The organism is Paenibacillus sp. FSL W8-0186, from assembly GCF_037969765.1.
Lineage (GTDB): Bacteria > Bacillota > Bacilli > Paenibacillales > Paenibacillaceae > Fontibacillus > Fontibacillus woosongensis.
In genome coordinates this window covers 439,007-457,346 of record NZ_CP150207.1, presented here as the reverse complement: position 1 = coordinate 457,346, position 18,340 = coordinate 439,007, and the positions used below count along the sequence as shown (strand labels likewise).

Below are 18,340 nucleotides of genomic sequence, written 5' to 3'. Positions count from 1 at the left end.
GACCGCACAATTGCCGCAACCGTTAATCGAAGTTAAGGACCTCGGCCACGGCTATATCATGGCGGGAGAAATGATGCCGGTGCTGCAAAATATTTCTTTTACCATTCATCATGGCGAATTCGTCGCTATCATCGGCCCCTCCGGCTCAGGTAAATCCACCCTGATGAATATGCTGGGCTGCCTTGATATCGCTAACGAGGGTCGCTACCTGCTGGATGGCCAGGATGTCCGCGAACTGTCCGACAACAAGCTGGCGCAAATCCGCAATGAGAAGATCGGCTTCATCTTTCAGCAGTATAATCTGCTGCCCAAGCTGTCCGCCTTCGAGAATGTAGAGCTGCCGCTTATTTACCGCAACGTCCCCTACAAGGAACGGCGCAGGGCTGCCGAGGAGTCGCTGCGGCTCGTCGGACTCGAGGACCGCATGCATAACCGACCTTCGGCATTATCGGGCGGCCAGCAGCAGCGAGTAGCGATCGCCCGGGCCATTGCAGGCAAGCCGCCGATGCTGCTGGCCGATGAGCCGACAGGAGCGCTCGACAGCAAGACAGGCGCCGAGGTGATGGCCAAGATGCAGGAGCTCAACCGGCTGGGCCATACGATTATCATCATTACTCACGACCTGAGCATTGCCGAGCAGGCCCAACGCCTCATCCGGATCATGGACGGCAAAATCGTCGAAGATCGGGGGAATGAGCCTTGAATATTTACCAGTCCATCAAAATGGCCTTTAAAAGCATAGCAGGCAACAAAACGCGTTCTTTCCTGACGATGCTGGGCATCATTATCGGCGTATCCTCCGTAATTACGCTGGTTTCGGTCGGCCAGGGCACGACGTCCTCCATCACCAAGCAGCTTCAAGGGCTCGGCACCGACCTGCTTACCGTTAATATTATGGGCCGGGGGGCGACCACTTCATTAAGCTATGAAGAGGTTATGGAATTGAAAGAGATCAGCGGGGTGAAAGCCGTCTCCCCGGTCATTTCAGGGAATGCAACGGTGAAGAAAGGAACCGTAAACGATACGTATGCGGTGGAAGGCATTACGCCAGCCTACGAAGAGGTGAAGAATTTCCACGTCCAATCCGGACGCTACATTCTGGATATCGATAATGAATACCGGATGAAGGTAGCTGTGATCGGCTCCGAGGTGGCCAGCGATTTTTTCGGAATCAATAATCCGGTGGGCCAGACGCTGCAGTTAAACGGGGTAAGCTTCAAAATCGTTGGCCAGTTGGAGACGATCGGCACTAGCGCAACGGGCTCCAATGACGATAAAATCCTCATTCCGATTTCGACGGCCGAACGGTTCCTGCAAAGCCGGGGGATTCGTTCCTTCACCGTCCAGGCGGATTCAACCGAGCTCGTCTCTAGCACACAGGAGCGGCTGAAGGCCTGGCTGGACGAGAAGTTCATGTATGCCGACAATGCGTACAGCGTCTTCAGCGCCCAGGAGATGATGGACACGCTGAATTCGACCACGCAGATGCTCTCGCTGGCCTTGGGAGGAATCGCAGGTATTTCCCTGCTCGTCGGGGGAATCGGCATTATGAATATCATGCTTGTATCGGTCAGTGAACGAACGCGGGAAATCGGCGTGCGCAAAGCGATAGGCGCCAAGAAGCGAGACATTCTGCTCCAATTTCTGATCGAATCTACCGCGCTGAGCGGCTTCGGGGGCCTGATTGGCGTCGCGCTAGGTTATGGAGCCAGCGCCCTAATCTCCAGCATGTCGACCTTGAGTACCGAGGTATCCATGTCGATTGTGGCCGTCTCCTTCAGCTTCTCGCTGTTCATCGGCATCGTATTCGGCGTGATTCCGGCCAACAAAGCGGCCAAGCTGCGGCCCATTTACGCTTTACGCACCGACTAAGCTGCATTTCGGTCCAGCTCACAAGAAGATTATTGTAATAGATTATTTTAACCATCCATCAAAAAACTGGCGATACCCTTCCTTCATCACCGTGCTCGAAAATTTGCCAAAAGCATATTCCCGGTTATCCAGGGAATGGGAGTGCGGCGAATCCAGCGCCATATTGACCAGCTCGAACCAGTTGTGCTCATTCCCGGCGAAGGCATGCCGCGAGCTGATATGGTCATAGCAGGGATGCTCCGGCTTCACGACGATTTTGCCCATGGCCAGCGCTTCCGTCAGCGGCATCGCAAACGTATCGAATTTAGAGCAGCTCCAGTATACTTTGGCTGAATTCATCAGCTGAAAAATCTCGGCCTGCGACAAAGCAAACTGAAGCTTGACGTTGCCCGGAATATTATACTTTTTCATGCTCTCCCGGTAACGCTCGCCGCCGAATACCATATACACTTCCCGGTCCGGATTGCGCCGGGCATATTCCAGTACCAGGTCCGGCCGGCGGTTTTCCTCATCCCGGCCGATCCACAGCACGCGGTTGTGCACGATCGCACCCGGATCGAAATAACGATTCGCTAGCTCCTCGCTGAAGCCGATCGGAATCACATCGACATCGGTAACGCCAAACACGCTGTCCAGCTGCTTTTTCAGGAACTCGGTCTGCACGATAGCCTTGTCCACGATGCTGTAGAAAGGCTTCATCATTTCGTACCCTGTTAAGGCCGGATCCGGGAAGCTGTGCGGAAACAGAACGCTGTTCTTGATAAACATCTTCAAATAAGTGAATCCCGATACCGTAAAGATGACATGCTCGATCCCCTGGGCATAAATTTGGTCAAGTACGATGTCGTAGTTGACCAAATCTCCTTTCTCATGTTCGTAGCCGGGAATCCAGTCATGGCCGCTGACATGGCGCTCCGGCGAAATAAAGATGATTTCCACTCCAAGCTCAGCCGCCAAAGCCTGGAGGCGCTCGGCAAATACGCGCGGCCCCTGGGCTTCGGCAAACTGGATTTTACGCATAACTAGTCCGACCTTTTTCACTGGCATGCTGTCCTTTCTGTGTAATTTTGCTCCAGCAATCGTACAAGCTGGCCTTTACCTCGCTCCGTTGAGCCAGAAGCTCGGCATTGGACCAGACGCCTCCATCCTGCCGCAGATCATTCGCAATCAGCATCAGCATCCATAGCGAGAATACCGCCGCAAACAGGCTGTACGTTTCCATGAATGTCTCCTCGTCCTCCCATGGTTTGCCGTAATAAGCAGATTGCTTCAGGTAGTACCGCAATATCCGCTCGCGGTAAGCCAGCGTCATCTGCTTGGGATACCGGGGGTGCGACATATCGATCAGATAATATAAATCCCAGAAGGGAACGTTCAGATGGGCGTGCTCCCAGTCCAGAATGTACAGTTCACCGCTCTCCGTAACTGTGTAATTGCCAAGGTGCAGATCCCCGTGCGACAGTACCTTCGCTTCCTCCGCCCACAGACCGGCTCCCGCTTGATCCATATTGCACAGAATATCATCAACACACCTGCGAGGCAGTCCCGCTGCTTCCAAGGCAAGCTCCGCCTCGTCCTTTCGCTCGGACAGGTCAGCAGCCATCTGCCGCAGCTCCGGCTTCTGCCCCGTATCCGGGACATCGCCCCAATGCTCGGGCGGATAAGAATGCCACCAGGCCATCTGTTTAGCCACAAGCAGGGCATGCCTAACGTCGAAGCGATGGCTGATCGTCCCTAGATCCTCGAAGATGCCCCAGCCCGCCTCGCCCCGGCCAGGCGCAGAACACGCAATCAACTGCGGATATATAGGCGGGAAGGAGGATAGGACATGCTCGTACACCCAGGCCTCGCGATCCCCGTTCCCTTCATGGGTTACCGGCTTGAAAACGTAGCTTCGTTCGGGAGAGGGATAGAAGCGCTCTACGAACTTGCCGTTCATGCCCTGGTACAGCTGTTCCCTTTTCCACACATAGCGGTCATTAAGCTCGCCGCTCTCGGATACATATATAAGAACATCGTTCGGCTCCTGCATATTGTTCATGTTACCTTTCGGGTACAAGTTTATTATTGTAAGGGTACTAACCTTAGGTTTGATTGTCAAACGACAGGTTTCGATGAAAAAAACAGGGGTTTGCAATCCGTCTCAAGAAGCGATTATGGCAATCATCGGTTATAATATATAGGATATGGATACTAGGACCGCAGAATAATGATGTGCCAAGGAGGATCACCATGTTTGACCGCTTCCCCGCCCTATCCACCGAGCGTCTTCAATTGCGAGAAGTGACGCTGGAGGATATGGAGGCGGCTGCAGAGCTGTATGGAAATTCCGTAATGATGAAGACTCGCCAGGGGCCTGAGAAGCATCTGGACATTCAGGCGAGCAAGGATTCCCGCAGAACGACGGTTCCGGAACGGGAGACCGCTGCACACCGCATACAGGAGTGGTTTATGACTCCCTATCAGGAGCAGCGGGGAATTCGCTTCGGCATTTATTTAAAACACAGCAACCGGCTGATCGGATCCTGCGGTTTTTACCGCTGGAACAAAGCTCATTACAAGGCAGAGCTCGTATTCGATCTTCATTCCGAGTACCGCAAGCGAGGCTTGCTCAAAGAGGCGTTAAACGCACTTATTGCCTTTGGCTTCGATTCTATGAAGCTGAACCGGATCGAAGCACGGATCGAGGGAGGCAACCAGCCCGCCCAACGCACACTGCTCTCGCTAGGCTTCCGCCACGAGGGCATCGAGCGCGAGTCCGAATTCGAAGACGGCAAATTCATCGATATCGCCTGCTTTAGCTTGTTAAAAGGCGATGGCCCGCCGCCCGTGCATCTTGTGAAGTGACGAGCTGTGCAAATCAGCGCATACGCAAAGAACCTGAGGCATTGCCTCAGGTTCTTTCTTGGTTTGTTGCGTTCAGCCATGGTGAGCTTATGCCGTAACGCGCTAATACTTTCGATAGCTGCGTCAATACTTTCAGAACTCCTGCCTGTTATTATCGCCGCCGCTCCCGCTTTCGCAGTCCATTCTACTGCTTAAGGATTGGCAATGGTCAGGGCTGCGGAGTTGGACGGATCGGACAACCGGTTCACGGTAGCGTTCGTTCCGTCAGCAATGGACAGTACATAGGCTTGGTAAGCCGTGCCTGCTGTAATCGCATTGCCGGAGGCGTCCACATCGGCCTCCGTAAATGTCACAATCGGCGTTCCGCCTTTGCCGATGGTTCTATACAAGCGGGACTCCAATCCGCTCGCCCGAGACTCGTTCATACCCTCGCCTGCCGGAACAAGCAGGACCGCATACGAGGAAATGCCATTCTCGTTCGCAGGCTTGGTGAAGCTGACGATAAGGCTTGCGGAGTTACCATCCGCCGAAACGCTGACACCCGTTGCCGAAGGAGCAGCAGGATCAACGGCCGTCAGGCGGATGTCACCGGATGGACCGGCCAGAGCGTTCAAGGAAGCCGTGCCGCTCTTGGATACGGACAGAACGTATACCCGGTAGGATTCGCCCGTCTTCAGCCCGTTACCGTTCACGTCGCGCGTGGAAGCCGTCAAAGCCTGGGAGACATCTCTGCCTGCCGAGACCACTGTATAGTTAGGCGATCTAACTGCGTTGGCCTCTTCCTTGCCGAAATATTGACTTGCCGGCACAATCAGGATGCGATGCTCGGCGATATTGTTCTCTGCAGTTGATCTTGTAAAGTTGACGACGATATCCCGTCCGTCGCCATGATTCCCATTGACCGCCGCAGACAAGTTCCCGACCGGCGTTACTGCGCTGTTGCCGCTAAGCGTAATTGCCGCGGAAGCAGCGGATAATGCGCTTGAGCTTGCGGAGCCGTCATAGCCTACAGAGAGCACAAATACGCGATAGCTTACGCCGTTGCGAATGGCCGCTCCGTCCACGTCCCGCGCGTTATAAGGAAGCGTAAAGCTCAAGTAGGAGCCGGCTTTGTCGACGCGGGTATAGTTTGCTGCGGAAACCCCGAGCGCCTTAGAAGCATTAAAGCTGCCCGTATTCGCGGCTTTGACCACATAGACGCGGTAATGGCTAATATTCGATTCATCGGAAGCGCGGGTGAACGATACCTGCAGATCCCGGCCATCGTTATTATCATTCACGTCTTGTACATCCAGGCCGCTTATGGCGCCAATATTATAGTTGTTGCTCAGCGTGATCGCGGAGGATGGCCCAGTCAGCGCGTTGTTGCCCGCATAGCTGCCGCTGCCTACCGATAGCACGAACACCCGGTAGCTGACCCCGTTGCGGATGGCCGCACCGTCAACATCTCTTGCGCCAGAGGACAGAGCCTGCGTTACATAGCTGTTGCCGCCTTTGTTAATTTGCGTATAGTTCTCTCTGGATACGGCGTTCGCTTTCGCCAGATCGAACTTGCCCGCATTAGAAGCCTTGACAACAAGGACGCGGTAATGGCTCAGATTGGATTCATCCGAAGCACGGTTGAACGATACCAGCAGGTCGCGGCCGTCATTGTAGTCGCTGACATCGCTGACGTTCAGATTCGAAACCTTGCCTACACTGTAATTGTTAAGCAGCGTAATAGCATAGGACGGGCTGGACAGCGCATTGTTGCCTGCATAAGCGCCGCTGCCTACCGCCATCACGAACACCCGGTAGTTGACCCCGTTGCGGATGGTCGCTCCGTCTACGTCCCTTGCTCCTGAAGGCAAGTTACGATTAAAATTATAGCCGTCTTTGTTCCATTCGGTATAATTCGAGCTGGACACATTGTTGGCCTTCGTCAGATTAAAAGAACCGTAATCGCTGGCTTTCACGACGAACACGCGGTAGCCGCTAATTTTGGATTCATCGGCCAGCTTCGTGAAGCTGATGCGCAGGTCGCGGCCATCCCCATAATCGCTTTCATCAAGCACCTGCGTAATCACTGGTGCCGCTACCGATCCCGTGCTCAGCGTGATCGAAGACGATGCGGCAGACAGCTTATGTGCTGCGCTGCCCGTATTGCTGCTGATCGACTGTACGAATACGGTATAAGGCACACCGTTCCTGATATAGTCCCCGGCAGAATCTCTTACGCTTGAGCTTAACGCTGTCGACAGCGTGCTGTTCGATGTTTTGTTGACAACGGTGTAATATTGGCTGGACAGCCCGTTCGCCGTGGCAAGATCGAACTTGCTTGCATCCTTCGTCTTGACGACAAAGATACGGTAGCTGGAAATATCGCTATCCTTGGAAGGTCTCGTAAAGCTTACATACAAGTCTCTTCCGTCTCCATAGTCACTGACGTCGGTGACCCTTACATTCGACACCGCCGCCACCGAATTTTTGGTGCCCAGCGTAATGGAAGACGATGGGTAGGACAGGGCGCTAGCCAAGTTGCCCTTGCCGACCGAAACTACGTACACTACGTAGGATTGGCCTGCCTTGATCAAATCCCCTTCAACGTCACGGGATTGCGACGTTAACGTAATTGTCGGATCGATGCTTCCGACTGCTACGCTTGTATAGTTGGCAGAAGGCACCTTCAGGGCCGAGGCCAGATTAAACCCGGACGTTTTGTTCGCCTTAACGACCATGACCCGGTAGTGGTCGATGGAGGACTGATTCGAAGCCCGCGAGAAGCTGATCTGCATATCGCGGCCATCCCCGTTGTCAGCGATATCCCTGGCCGATACGTATGTGACAGGATCGGCTGACACCGGATTGCTGTTCGTTGTAATATACACGGTCTTGCTGGAAGCATCCCACACGACATCCTCGCCTAGAGCTTCGCTGACGAAGCGGACCGGAACCAGCGTTCTTCCCTGGAGAATCTGCGCAGGTACGTCAAGGCTCAACGTTTGGTTGTTGACCGTGGCTGTTCTGGCATTGATCTTTAGTACGACGGTCGTGCCATCTTTCCAGGCGGACACGGTCTTTGTCTTATTATTCCAGTCTACCTCTGCATCCAGCGCCTCAAAAATGGCGCGCAGGGGCAGCATGGCCCGGCTTCCAACCAGAACCGGCGCTTGATCCGTCGGCAGTTTGACCCCGTTAATATAAATGCTGATGGCTTGTGCTGCTTGAGCTGGTGTCTGTAATACTAATGGAAAAATTAAGAGTGCTGATAGTATAGTAGCCCAAATTTTCCTCACATGCTTAACCTCCTATGTCTTGGTATATATTTCTTACCCATGTTGGCATTGCCTTGACTATTTGACGTGTCTGGACGAGCAAAAGTTTCTTAGGAACTCTAATTTTTTCTTATAAATGCATAATTCGCCTGTCGGGATAAGGCATTTGCCTTCTGCCTAAATAGGCGCCTGCAGCCGAAAAATTAAAAAAAACACCTGCCGGGACACCAGTCCCGAAAGGCATTTTTCAAATCAAGCAGAAATAAAGATATTATCACCGGCGTTTCGGCAGCAGCTTCACATATTCGTCCGACAGCTTCATTAGCGAGATCACGTACTCATAATCCTGGCGATACCGGGTGAAATCCGCAACCGGCTCCAGCGTTTTGATCGATACGGCTTGTCCGTCCTCGAAGCCTTGTCCGGGAGTAAACATAATTTCATCGTTGAAAAAAGAGCCCGTCGGCAAATAGTAACGTACGCCAAACACATTGCGGTCAATGTTCAGCAAATCCTGGCCCAAAGCGGTAAAACCTTCCTCGTCCAGGGAGACCCCCAGCAAATTGGCAACGGTCGGCAGCATGTCGACCTGCCCCCCCGCCCGCTCCTCCACAATGCCGAGCTCCTTGCCGGGCACATGGATGATCAGAGGAATGTTGAACCGGCTGACCGTATCATCATAAGGAATGCCCAGGTTTGCCGTGATCTCCTCCTTGCTCGTCTCATGAGGCTGAAGGCCGAAATGGTCGCCGTAGAACACGAGCATCGTGCTGTCCCATAAATCAGCTTCCTTCAACTGCTCCATCAGTTGGCCGATGGCGTAATCTGTATAATGAACGGCATTGATGTAGTTCCCCAAATTCGTCCCCTTAAGCTTGTCCGGCAGCTCGATTTGCTGGAACGATTCCGGCACGATAAATGGCGAATGGCTCGAGGTCGTTACGAACTGGGCATAGAACGGCTTATTCCTTGCATGAAGATCCGCCAGCTTCTCCACGCCGACCCGGTACATTTCCTCATCCGATGCCCCGTAGTCGTTGAAGTGATCGTTATTGAAGGCAGGCTTGTCGTAATATTGGTTAAAATGAAGCGCTGGGTACAGCTTGTTTCGATCCCAGAACGTTACCTTGTTGATATGGAACGTATTGGCCAAATACCCCCGCTCCTGCAGCAGTCTAGGCAGGCTTGGCAGCTCGCGGTTGCCATAGCCGGTAGACATCGCCACCGCTGCGGTCGGATAGATGGAGGTATTGAACATAAATTCGGCATCCGACGTATTGCCCTGTCCGATCTGCTGATATACATGCGGAAAATAAATGCCCTCTTCGGCCAGTTTATTTAATACCGGCGTAATCTCAGCCCCGTTATCCAGCTTTAAGTGGATCGGGAAATTTTGAAAAGATTCCATCTGGATCACGATCAGGTTCATCCCTTGAGCGATCCCAAAATAATCTGGAGCTGCAGCGGCATCCGCCTTGGTTCGGTAAGGGTAGCTGCTCTGCAGCTTGGCGATGTTGGCCCGCGTCTGTTCGATGTTTCCCTCTGCGATCATCCGGTCCTCTGCCCGATTATTGACCGCAGCAACAACCTGATAGTTCAGGAGTCCAATCTTCTCTGCCCGGACGAGCTCATTGTCGATCTGCTTGCCCTCGAGCACATAGTATACAGAAGAGACTGCGCTCATTAGCAGCAGCCCGGACACGGCTGAATTCCATACCCATTTCCGGCTCTTTTGCTGCTTAGTGAAGAACGTGTGCACCACGCCTCTACGGCGACGGTTGACCGTTCGGACGATCTGCCAGCCTGCGGCAAGCACAAAGTCCGCAAAGAACAGAAACTGTTCTGGCCGCAGCAGCGCGCCAACGCTGGCCCGCACTTGGGGAACCTGGTTTAACCCGCTTAAGACGGCGTACGTCGGCACCGTTCCGAAATGGGCAAAATAGAGAGCCGATGAGAAGAACAGGAATGAAAATACCGCATTGAGGCTCCAAAATACAACTCCTTTACTTTTGGCCGGCGTCACCAATTCTACAAGGCATAACACCCCCAGTACGGACAACAATTCCCCCGGCAGGCCGCCCCAGGCGATATTGCCGAACAAGAACGTCCGCAGCAGCAGCAGCTTGAGAACGAGCAGCGTCCCGGTCACGACCAGCTTCGATTTGTACCATGCGTTGATTCGATCCATATTCCATCCTTTCCTTTGCCCGGTATATCTAATAAAACTACTTCCCTATACTTATCTAAACAGTGCATTGAACATTATAACATCCATGAAAGGGGTCTTGGTAATTTATGGACCCCAAGAAGCAGTCGTTCATTCCTGCTTCTCCATCAACTGGCGCAGCTTGTACTCCGTAGAAGTGTCCGGAGCAGGCGTGTAAATACTGCAGCGCAAATCCACGTTTCCATGCACCTGCAGCGATGTGAGCTGAAAATGCATTTTGCCCCCTTTGGCATGCCTGAACTCCAGAATAACCTCCGGGGCGGAGCTGACCTCGCTTTGCTCCCACAGCTGATTAAAGTCCGGGTGAGCCGCCTTCATCTCGCTCAGGAAGCGTTCATACCATTGATCCTCCACGTACTGGCCATAATAGGCGCGAAAAATCGCCAGGAATCCCCGCACAAACTGCTCCCAATTACCGGCCAGCCTGCGGAATTCCTGCCTTGTGAACAGCAGGGAGATCATGTTCCTCTGCTCCACCGGTACCTGTTCAAAGTCAAGGAACACATGCGAGGCCGCCTCATTCCAGCCGACGATCTGGCATCTTCGGTCCGAAATAATGGTAGGACAGTATTTTAGCTCATACAAAATCTTCTGCAAAGAGGGACTTATTTCCGGCTGCCCTTCCTGCGGCAGCTGGCCTGCCGAAACCGGGCCCCCTCCGGTATCCATCGCCAGCGCATATAAGTAATTGCGTTCATCCCGGGTCAACTGCAGAGCGGCCGCAATGTTATCCAGCACGGAAGCGGAAACCTTAATATCTCTTCCCTGCTCCAGCCAGGTATACCAGGTCGTGCTGACGCCGGCAAGCTGGGCAACCTCCTCCCTGCGCAAACCGGGCGTTCTACGTCGCGTCCCTGCCGGAAGCCCGACCATCTGAGGAACGATTTTGGCCCGGTGCGTCTTCAAAAATGCGGACAGCTCCTGCAGCCTTGTCTCCTGCTTCATCCCCTGCTCCTCCTTAGCCAAACACTTAAAGTGGTACTGATTATACTATAATAATCAACAACTTGTAATAGGATAATACATGTGACACAATAGCTCCCATAACAGCTCTAAAGGAGGTTCACATGGAAAGAGTTGCAATAACGGGACTGGGCGTCATTTCGCCGCTCGGCAATCAGGTGGAGTTGTTCTGGAATCGCCTGATTCATGGGGAATCAGGCATTTCTCATATTGATACTTTTGATACGTCCAGGCATAAGACGAAAATCGCCGGGCTGGTGCGAGGCTTCGATGCCGAAGCGTTGTTTGGCCGCAAGGAAGCACGGCGGATGGACCGCTTCTGCCAATTTGCACTGGCTGCCGCCGATCAGGCCATTGCCGATGCTGGACTCGATTTGGAGCAAATCGACAGAGAACGCATGGGGGTATATGTCGGCTCCGGCACAGGAGGGATCGACACCCTGCTCGAACAGAGCAGGCTGCTGCAGGAACGGGGGCCCGAGCGGATTAGCCCGGTGCTTGTTCCGATGATGATCTCAAATATGGCCGCGGCGATGATCAGCATTAAATACGGCGCCGCCGGACCTACGCTGTCTCCGGTCACCGCCTGCTCGATTGGAAATACGTCAATCGGGGAAGCGTACCGCCTCATCGCTTCAGGCGGTGCTGACCTCGTCATTGCCGGAGGGACGGAGGCGGCAATCACGGACATTTCCGTCGCCAGCTTCGGCAACGCCACCGCGCTCTCAACGCGCAATGGCGAGCCGGCCAGGGCGAGCAGGCCGTTTGATGAAGACCGGGACGGCTTCGTTATGGCGGAAGGCGCCGGCATCCTCATCCTGGAGTCGTTCAGCCATGCCAAGCAGAGGAAAGCCCGGATCTACGCCGAAGTGATCGGCTACGGAGCAACCTCCGATGCCTACCATATCGTCGCAACCCACCCGGAGGGCGTCGGCGCTTATCGGGCGATGAAGCTTGCGCTCAAGGAAGCGGATATCGCGCCTCAGGATGTGGATGTAATTAGCGCCCATGCTACGAGCACCGAGGTTGGCGACTGGTCGGAAACAAAGGCGATCAAGAAGCTGTTCGGGGAGCATGCCGGCCGTATTCCAGTAACAGCCAATAAATCGATGACCGGCCATATGCTTGGTGCGGCTAGCGCCGTCGAAGCCGTGGCCCTTGTCAAATCGCTGGAGCAGGGCATCATTCCGCCTACGATCAATCTGGACCATCCCGACCCGGTTTGCGATCTAGACTATGTGCCTCACGTGGCGCGGCAGGCCAAGCTGCGCATTGGAATATCCAATTCCTTCGGATTTGGCGGCCATAACGCGGTCATCGTCTTAAAAGGCTATGAGCAATAGCCTGCAGCCCGATATCGATCGATCGTTTGGCAATAAATAAGCCCCGCCAGCGCAATGGCTAGCGGGGCTTATAGTATTTATAGTATATATCGTTATTCTAGCAAATCGGCTGCACCCGCATTGGATGCCACTTGTTCGGGGTTTTTACAGCCGGGAATGACCGCGCTTACGACCGGGTTCTTGAGGCACCAGGCCAATGCCCATTGCGCCATGTCTACACCGGCCGGAACTTCCTCCCGTTGAATCCGCTCAACCTCCTCCAGCTTGCGGCGAACGTCCTCGGCATCCTTACGATGCCGCACATCTGTTGCATCGAATTGGGCGCCAGGCTTATACTTGCCGCTCAAGAAGCCGCTGGCCAGCGGAACGCGAGCCAGCACCCCGAGATCCTGACGTTCACAGGATGGAAAGACGCGCTTCTCCGGCACTCGGTCCAGACGGTTATACACAACCTGGATTACCTTGGAATTCACCTGGCTTGAGGCATCGGTCTGGTGCAGATTGTCATTGCTCCCGATCGAGGTACCCAGGTGACGTATTTTGCCGGCTTGAACCTGCTTGTCCAGCATCGTCCACAGTTGATCGTTATCGAATACAGCATCCGGCCCCGAGTGGAACTGGTATAAATCGATATAATCCGTTTTCAGCGCTTTAAGCGAAGCATCCAACTGCTTCAGCACATCCTCGGATAAATTAAACAATATGCCGCTGGAGCCGGAAACCAGAGCGACCGCACCCTGGCTATTTGCCAAAGTGCGGTCGCTTTGCTTGTACGTATGTCATATAAAAGCGCCGCATTAAGCAGCCAGCGCTATGTTAGCCCGTACAGACTGTCTAGACTGTCCTATGTATGAACCTAGGCCTTGATCGTTCTGCCGTCGCTGTCTTTGAAGCTGCCTACAGCGATAAGAATAAAGTCGATTAATGTCCAAATTCCGAGCCCGCCCAAAGTAAGCAGCATGATGATTCCTGTTCCCACCTTGCCTACATAGAAACGATGAACTCCTAGAGAGCCCAGAAAGAATGCCAGCAGTAGTGCAGCTACAAATGATTTGTCACTTTTTTCCACGGTTTTTCCCCCCACAACAATAGTTTTTTCTAACTTATTATCGGTATAACATACGCCTCTATTTAGGTCTAGAAAAATATTTTATATTATGAAGTTTATTTGTATTTTTGTTAATAAATGTTTTATTTTGTCGATGAAGACCGGGCTTCTACGCCCGTTCCTGAAGCCGCCGGATATATTCAAAATCCGGATGCACGACCAAATCCGACAGATAGGCAGAGGTCGAGCTTCCAGACTTTCTCCTCCCATTTAGTGCATTGATGATGGCGTCAGCCGATTTAATGCCCAGCCCATGGCCGAAGTACAGATGATCATCCAATAATATAGCGTTCTCTCCCTGCCATTCCGGAGTTTCCGGATTGAAATCCGGGTTCTCGAAATAGACGACGTCTCCGGCTGCTGCCTGCGGAGTACGGGTCAACTGAAGGTCGCTGTCATACTGCCAATCATAGAGCACCAGTTGATTAAAATGACGATTGAAGGCTTTATCGCCAATCGTATCCAACACCCCTTTATAGAGGATGACCACCATGGCCGTCGCGCACTCCATGGCATACCTCCCGCCATTATTGAAGATGTCTCTGATTGCGTCCGATGGCAGCACTTCCTCCCTAAGCCGAAGGCCTCCATTAGGCATGCGGGTCCAAAAGCTCTCATTGGCCCTTGAATTTTTGAAGGTTGCGAATTGGGCTCCTCCCGCGTGAAAATCCCTGGCGGCCTGAACGATCGCTCCTCTCATCGCCAGTTCGAAATCCAGCGCCTCTGGCGAGCGGTACGTATAAACGGCCTGAGTCTGTCTCTTCTGGGCAATAATGCTCCGATATAATTCTGACGATGCAAGCTGGTCGAGCCGGCCAGCCCTCATATTGAACGTAATAATCACGGCCCCACCTCCTAGGCGATTTACCCGCATTGTATGCGGGGCAGGGTATTTTGGTGCATATCTATCGGCAGCTCGCAAATCCTGGAAACTTTTGCTCCGGAAAAGCGTCTAATTTTATAGACCAAAGGCAGGAGCCATTTTTTATACTAAAAAGAAGGATTCACCGTGCAAATTGACGAATTTTGTATACTGGTGCCTGATCTTCTTTCAGATAATTGGAGCATTTAGCGAATTTTGATATAACCGGATGCGCTGATGTTGTGCTATCATGAACAAGCAGTAATAGGAGAGACAGTATACAAATTTTGGATGGTGGAATCAGAACATTATGATTTATACGGACTGGATATACTGGCTGTTCGTGCTCGTGGCTGTCGTCACGTATCACATTATGCCGCATCGAATCAGACCCTGGGTGCTGTTCGCCGCAGGCGTCACCTTTTATTATTACTACGCAGGCTCCTACCTGTTCCTGCTGCTGGCGGAGGTCATCATTGCGATCCTCATCGTCAAGGCCGCAGCCAAATGGAGTAAACGCTGGATTTACCCCGCTGCGATCATCGGGGTCATTCTCGTGCTCGGCTACTTCAAATATACGAATATGCTGTTGGATACGCTGAACGACCTGTTCGCATTCATGCAGCAGCCCTTTTTTCCGAAGGCCGAACAAATCGTTCTCCCCTTAGGAATATCATATTTCACGTTTGAGCTCATTCACTACCTGGTGGAACGCAAACGCGGAAATTTGCCGGACCACAGACCGGAAGGATTGCTGTCGTTTATCTTCTTTTTCCCGACGATGGTAGCCGGGCCGATCAAGCAATTCCAGGTGTTCTATCCGCAGATTAAAGCGAAGTTCCATATCGACCATATCCTGATCGGGATCACTCGAATCGGGTTCGGTATGTTCAAGAAGCTGGTACTGGCCGGAACGATTGATTTGCTCGCCCAGCCGGTATACTCTAAAGCCGGAATTGCCGGCGCGGATACCGGAACACTATGGATTTCGCTGATCGCCTATACGTTTGTCATTTATTTTGACTTCTCGGGTTATTCAGACATTGCGATCGGTACGGCACGGCTGTTCGGTATCGTCATTCCGGAGAACTTCCGGTTTCCATACCTGGCCCGCAGCATCGCCGAGTTCTGGAACCGGTGGCATATCTCGCTCGGCTCCTGGCTCACGCGTTATGTGTATTTCCCGCTCGGGGGCAGCCGCGTGCCTGCGCCAAGAGTCTATCTGAACCTGATGGCCACGATGACCGTGTCGGGGCTCTGGCACGGGGCTGCCTGGAATTTCGTCGTCTGGGGAATGTTCCATGGCGTCATGCTGTGCATCCATCGCTTCCATGTGAAGCAAATCAAGCCCAAATTAAAGCCCGTTCCGAAGTGGCTGAAGCCGGGAACAACGGTAATTGCCATTCTGATCACCTTCTTTGGCGTAACGATCAGCCGGGTATTCTTCATACTGCCGATCGTCGACGGATGGGATCTCATGCTTCGCTTGCTGGGCTTACGCTAAAATAGCTTAAATGAAAGTGAGGATTACCCATGTCTAATTTATTTATGAACAAGACGGTTACCGTCATGATGGTCTCGCTTGCAATCGCAGGCTTGATCGGTATTAGCGACGGGGCAAGCCCGATTGTCGACCATATGAAGGAAGACGTCGTGACTCACGCGAAGAAGGAACTGCGCGTGCCGGCTTACGACTCCATCGTCTATACCCCGCTATGGATCGAATATTTGAATGAGCAGCCGGATAACGGGAAGCAGACGGTCGGCATTTTCGGCCCTTCTACCGTTTACGGTACGACTGTCATGAAGGGAGCCAATACCTCCGCCGGGGTGATGCAGGTTCATCTCAAGGACAAACAGGTGCTCAACTTTGGCCTGACGGGCGGCAGATTTACAGAGACCTATGCCGTGCTGGCTTCAATTATCGACAAGATCGATTATGTCGTCTATGAAATTAACTATGGGATAGCCGTCGTCTCAGATAACGAGTCTAATGTAACGGTATATCCGTCTCTCATTACGAAATTGGATCAGAACATTCCGCGGAGCTGGCTGAACGATTTTCCCGATAAGAACCGCCAGTCGCTTCCAAGCGATATCCATAACTGGGCCACGTCCCATTTCCTGAGCAACTGGACGCTGTACCATGATCGCGACGTAATTAGCTACAAGCTGTTCAAGACGCGCACCCCGATGGAGAAAATCCGCCGGGAAATCAAGAGCGAGCTGGACAAGAAGAATGGTGTGACACCAAGCTATGCTCCGATGTACACGGCATTCGATAAAATGCAGGACAAACACAAAGAGGAAATCGAAGAGCACTTCAAAAAACTATACACATGGAACAAACCGTTCAATAAGGATGACAGCTTCGGCTTGTTCATGATTGAGAAGACGCTGGATCTGCTGCAGGAGCATAACAAGAAGGCCGTTTTCTATTCCGCTCCGCTGGATAAAGAGCATCTCACCAAGAAGAAGCTGCTGAATTGGGATGATTACAATAAAGTGATGGGAGCCTATCAGGAGCTGATCGAGTCTAGAGGTTATTCCTACATCGAATTCAACAAAGGGAAGGATAATACGATTCCGCATAAATTTTATCGCGATCCGTCCCATATGCTGGATGAAGGCAACAAAATGTTCGGCGAAATTCTCTATAAGAAGTTGACGCAATATGGAATTACAAACCCGTAGCGCCAAGCTCGCCAAGACCAAAGCCAACCGCCTCAGCCATCGGATCGGCCGAGCACTGATGATGCTGGGGACAGCGGTCGGCGGAGCTATTGTCATCATAGCTATCGTGATAGGCGTCTTATTCTTCTCCGGCGAGACGCAGGAATTCATCTATATGAACTTCTAATATGAACATCTAATATGAACATCTAATATGGACTTAGGTGTAAATCATCTTGTTCGCGTTTTAACATGTAAGTCTGCGTTATTATAGCGCGCGCGACTATGGGCTTCCTCGCTCGTTATTGAGCAAGGGAGCCTTTCTATTTGTTTGGGTTTTGTCTGGCCCCGCTGAACCGTATTGACCATCTTCATGTAACACCGGCCACCGGGCGCTGGGAGCTTCGCGCGCAAATGTTGCAGGGTAGAGCACCTGATGTATTGGTAGCGTAGTTGATAGCAGTAATGTAGGTAGCGAGATGTTGCAGGTAGGGCAGTAATGTAGACACGTAGTGTTGCAGGTAGGGCAAGTAATTAATGTAGGCAGCAGCAACTTCGCTATATGGGATGAGTTAATTATGGTGACGGCCATGATTGACGGATGCGACTAGAGGGCACTATGGCTGGGTGGTGACAACGGCTAGTAGAACTGTGACATTAGGATAGTTTGATGGCGATGATGGCGATGATGGTGGGTACGTCTGGATTAGCGAGGTATCTAGATCTAGATGCATTTCATACAGTTAGTTCACCGAGTTTTGCCGAGTTAGCGGCAACTAACTGTAGAACCTACACTTAGTTTGAGATAAATATGACGATTCAACCTAATTCAGCCAAACTAACTGCATGATCTGCATTTAGCACGATTGCTTTTTGATAAAGGAGGCTAACTAGTTGTATAAAATGCATGTAGTACCCGGATTCATCCTCAAACCCAGTAAGCAGACTAACATTTCTAAATAAAACTAACATGCCCCGTGCACGAGCATGCCAATGAACAAGCTGACCACGTACAATTACGACCACACACAAGCATGATTACAATTTCGTACAAGCATGAGTAGGAGTGGTGACATTAGGATAGTCTGATGGCGATGATGGCCATGATGGTGGGTACGTCTGGATTAGCGAGGTATCTAGATCTAGATGCATTTCATACAGTTAGTTCACCGAGTTTTGCCGAGTTGGCGG

14 protein-coding genes and 1 pseudogene are annotated in these 18,340 nt (G+C 52.2%); 7 read left to right on the top strand and 8 right to left on the bottom strand.

Features of this window, described 5'->3' with window-relative positions; genetic code table 11:
* The first annotated feature begins 10 nt into the window (after positions 1 to 10).
* Complete coding sequence (locus MKX50_RS02010; RefSeq protein WP_339158270.1) at positions 11 to 703, top strand: ABC transporter ATP-binding protein; 693 nt, start codon at positions 11 to 13, stop codon at positions 701 to 703.
* Positions 700 to 1,872 carry an ABC transporter permease gene (locus MKX50_RS02005; RefSeq protein ID WP_213590830.1) on the top strand — a complete coding sequence of 391 codons (1,173 nt, stop codon included), beginning with the start codon at positions 700 to 702 and terminating at the stop codon, positions 1,870 to 1,872. The genes MKX50_RS02010 and MKX50_RS02005 overlap by 4 nt, the downstream gene beginning before the upstream one ends.
* A gap of 42 nt (positions 1,873 to 1,914) precedes the next feature.
* Here the strand turns inward: MKX50_RS02005 and MKX50_RS02000 are convergent, their stop codons facing one another.
* Both MKX50_RS02000 and MKX50_RS01995 read right to left on the bottom strand, forming a co-directional pair.
* A complete protein-coding gene (locus MKX50_RS02000; protein ID WP_213591083.1) occupies positions 1,915 to 2,913 on the bottom strand; it encodes a glycosyltransferase in 999 nt (332 codons plus the stop codon).
* Positions 2,885 to 3,931, bottom strand: a complete 1,047-nt coding sequence (locus tag MKX50_RS01995) for a phosphotransferase (protein ID WP_339158269.1) — start codon at positions 3,929 to 3,931, stop codon at positions 2,885 to 2,887. Before MKX50_RS01995 ends, MKX50_RS02000 begins: the two co-directional genes overlap by 29 nt.
* A gap of 173 nt (positions 3,932 to 4,104) precedes the next feature.
* Between MKX50_RS01995 and MKX50_RS01990 the strand changes: the two genes are divergently transcribed.
* The gene (locus MKX50_RS01990) at positions 4,105 to 4,719 is read left to right on the top strand and encodes a GNAT family protein (protein ID WP_339158268.1); all 615 of its coding nucleotides are present in this window, start codon (positions 4,105 to 4,107) and stop codon (positions 4,717 to 4,719) included.
* A gap of 191 nt (positions 4,720 to 4,910) precedes the next feature.
* Here the strand turns inward: MKX50_RS01990 and MKX50_RS01985 are convergent, their stop codons facing one another.
* The 3 genes from MKX50_RS01985 to MKX50_RS01975 all read right to left on the bottom strand — a co-directional run bounded on the left by MKX50_RS01985 (position 4,911) and on the right by MKX50_RS01975 (position 11,145).
* On the bottom strand, positions 4,911 to 7,994 hold the full coding sequence (locus tag MKX50_RS01985) for a copper amine oxidase N-terminal domain-containing protein (protein ID WP_339158267.1): 3,084 nt from the start codon (positions 7,992 to 7,994) through the stop codon (positions 4,911 to 4,913).
* A 253-nt stretch (positions 7,995 to 8,247) separates the two neighbouring features.
* The gene (locus tag MKX50_RS01980) at positions 8,248 to 10,161 is read right to left on the bottom strand and encodes an LTA synthase family protein (RefSeq protein ID WP_339158266.1); all 1,914 of its coding nucleotides are present in this window, start codon (positions 10,159 to 10,161) and stop codon (positions 8,248 to 8,250) included.
* Between the two features lie 129 nt (positions 10,162 to 10,290).
* Positions 10,291 to 11,145: a helix-turn-helix transcriptional regulator gene (locus MKX50_RS01975; RefSeq protein WP_283926724.1), complete on the bottom strand. Its 855-nt coding sequence runs from the start codon at positions 11,143 to 11,145 to the stop codon at positions 10,291 to 10,293.
* A 122-nt stretch (positions 11,146 to 11,267) separates the two neighbouring features.
* Here MKX50_RS01975 and fabF point away from each other — a divergent pair, with 122 nt between their 5' ends.
* Positions 11,268 to 12,506 carry a beta-ketoacyl-ACP synthase II gene (gene fabF, locus MKX50_RS01970; RefSeq protein WP_213590824.1) on the top strand — a complete coding sequence of 413 codons (1,239 nt, stop codon included), beginning with the start codon at positions 11,268 to 11,270 and terminating at the stop codon, positions 12,504 to 12,506.
* A 92-nt stretch (positions 12,507 to 12,598) separates the two neighbouring features.
* On the opposite strand, the pseudogene MKX50_RS01965 reads toward fabF, so the two are convergent.
* The 3 genes and pseudogenes from MKX50_RS01965 to MKX50_RS01955 all read right to left on the bottom strand — a co-directional run.
* Positions 12,599 to 13,192 (bottom strand): annotated as a pseudogene (locus tag MKX50_RS01965) (aldo/keto reductase); the annotation flags it as partial.
* 170 nt (positions 13,193 to 13,362) lie between these two features.
* The gene (locus MKX50_RS01960; protein ID WP_244996403.1) at positions 13,363 to 13,575 is read right to left on the bottom strand and encodes a TM2 domain-containing protein; all 213 of its coding nucleotides are present in this window, start codon (positions 13,573 to 13,575) and stop codon (positions 13,363 to 13,365) included.
* Positions 13,576 to 13,723: 148 nt separating this feature from the next.
* Positions 13,724 to 14,458 (bottom strand): protein-glutamine gamma-glutamyltransferase, encoded by a 735-nt coding sequence (locus MKX50_RS01955; RefSeq protein ID WP_213590822.1) that lies wholly within the window; start codon positions 14,456 to 14,458, stop codon positions 13,724 to 13,726.
* Between the two features lie 328 nt (positions 14,459 to 14,786).
* Between MKX50_RS01955 and MKX50_RS01950 the strand changes: the two genes are divergently transcribed.
* The 3 genes from MKX50_RS01950 to MKX50_RS01940 are packed head-to-tail and all read left to right on the top strand — an operon-like array spanning position 14,787 to position 17,336.
* Complete coding sequence (locus MKX50_RS01950; protein WP_339158265.1) at positions 14,787 to 15,980, top strand: MBOAT family O-acyltransferase; 1,194 nt, start codon at positions 14,787 to 14,789, stop codon at positions 15,978 to 15,980.
* Between the two features lie 29 nt (positions 15,981 to 16,009).
* Positions 16,010 to 17,170, top strand: coding sequence for a hypothetical protein (locus MKX50_RS01945; protein WP_339158264.1), 1,161 nt, complete (start codon positions 16,010 to 16,012; stop codon positions 17,168 to 17,170).
* On the top strand, positions 17,151 to 17,336 hold the full coding sequence (locus MKX50_RS01940) for a hypothetical protein (protein ID WP_155611616.1): 186 nt from the start codon (positions 17,151 to 17,153) through the stop codon (positions 17,334 to 17,336). Before MKX50_RS01945 ends, MKX50_RS01940 begins: the two co-directional genes overlap by 20 nt.
* Positions 17,337 to 18,340: the final 1,004 nt, after the last annotated feature.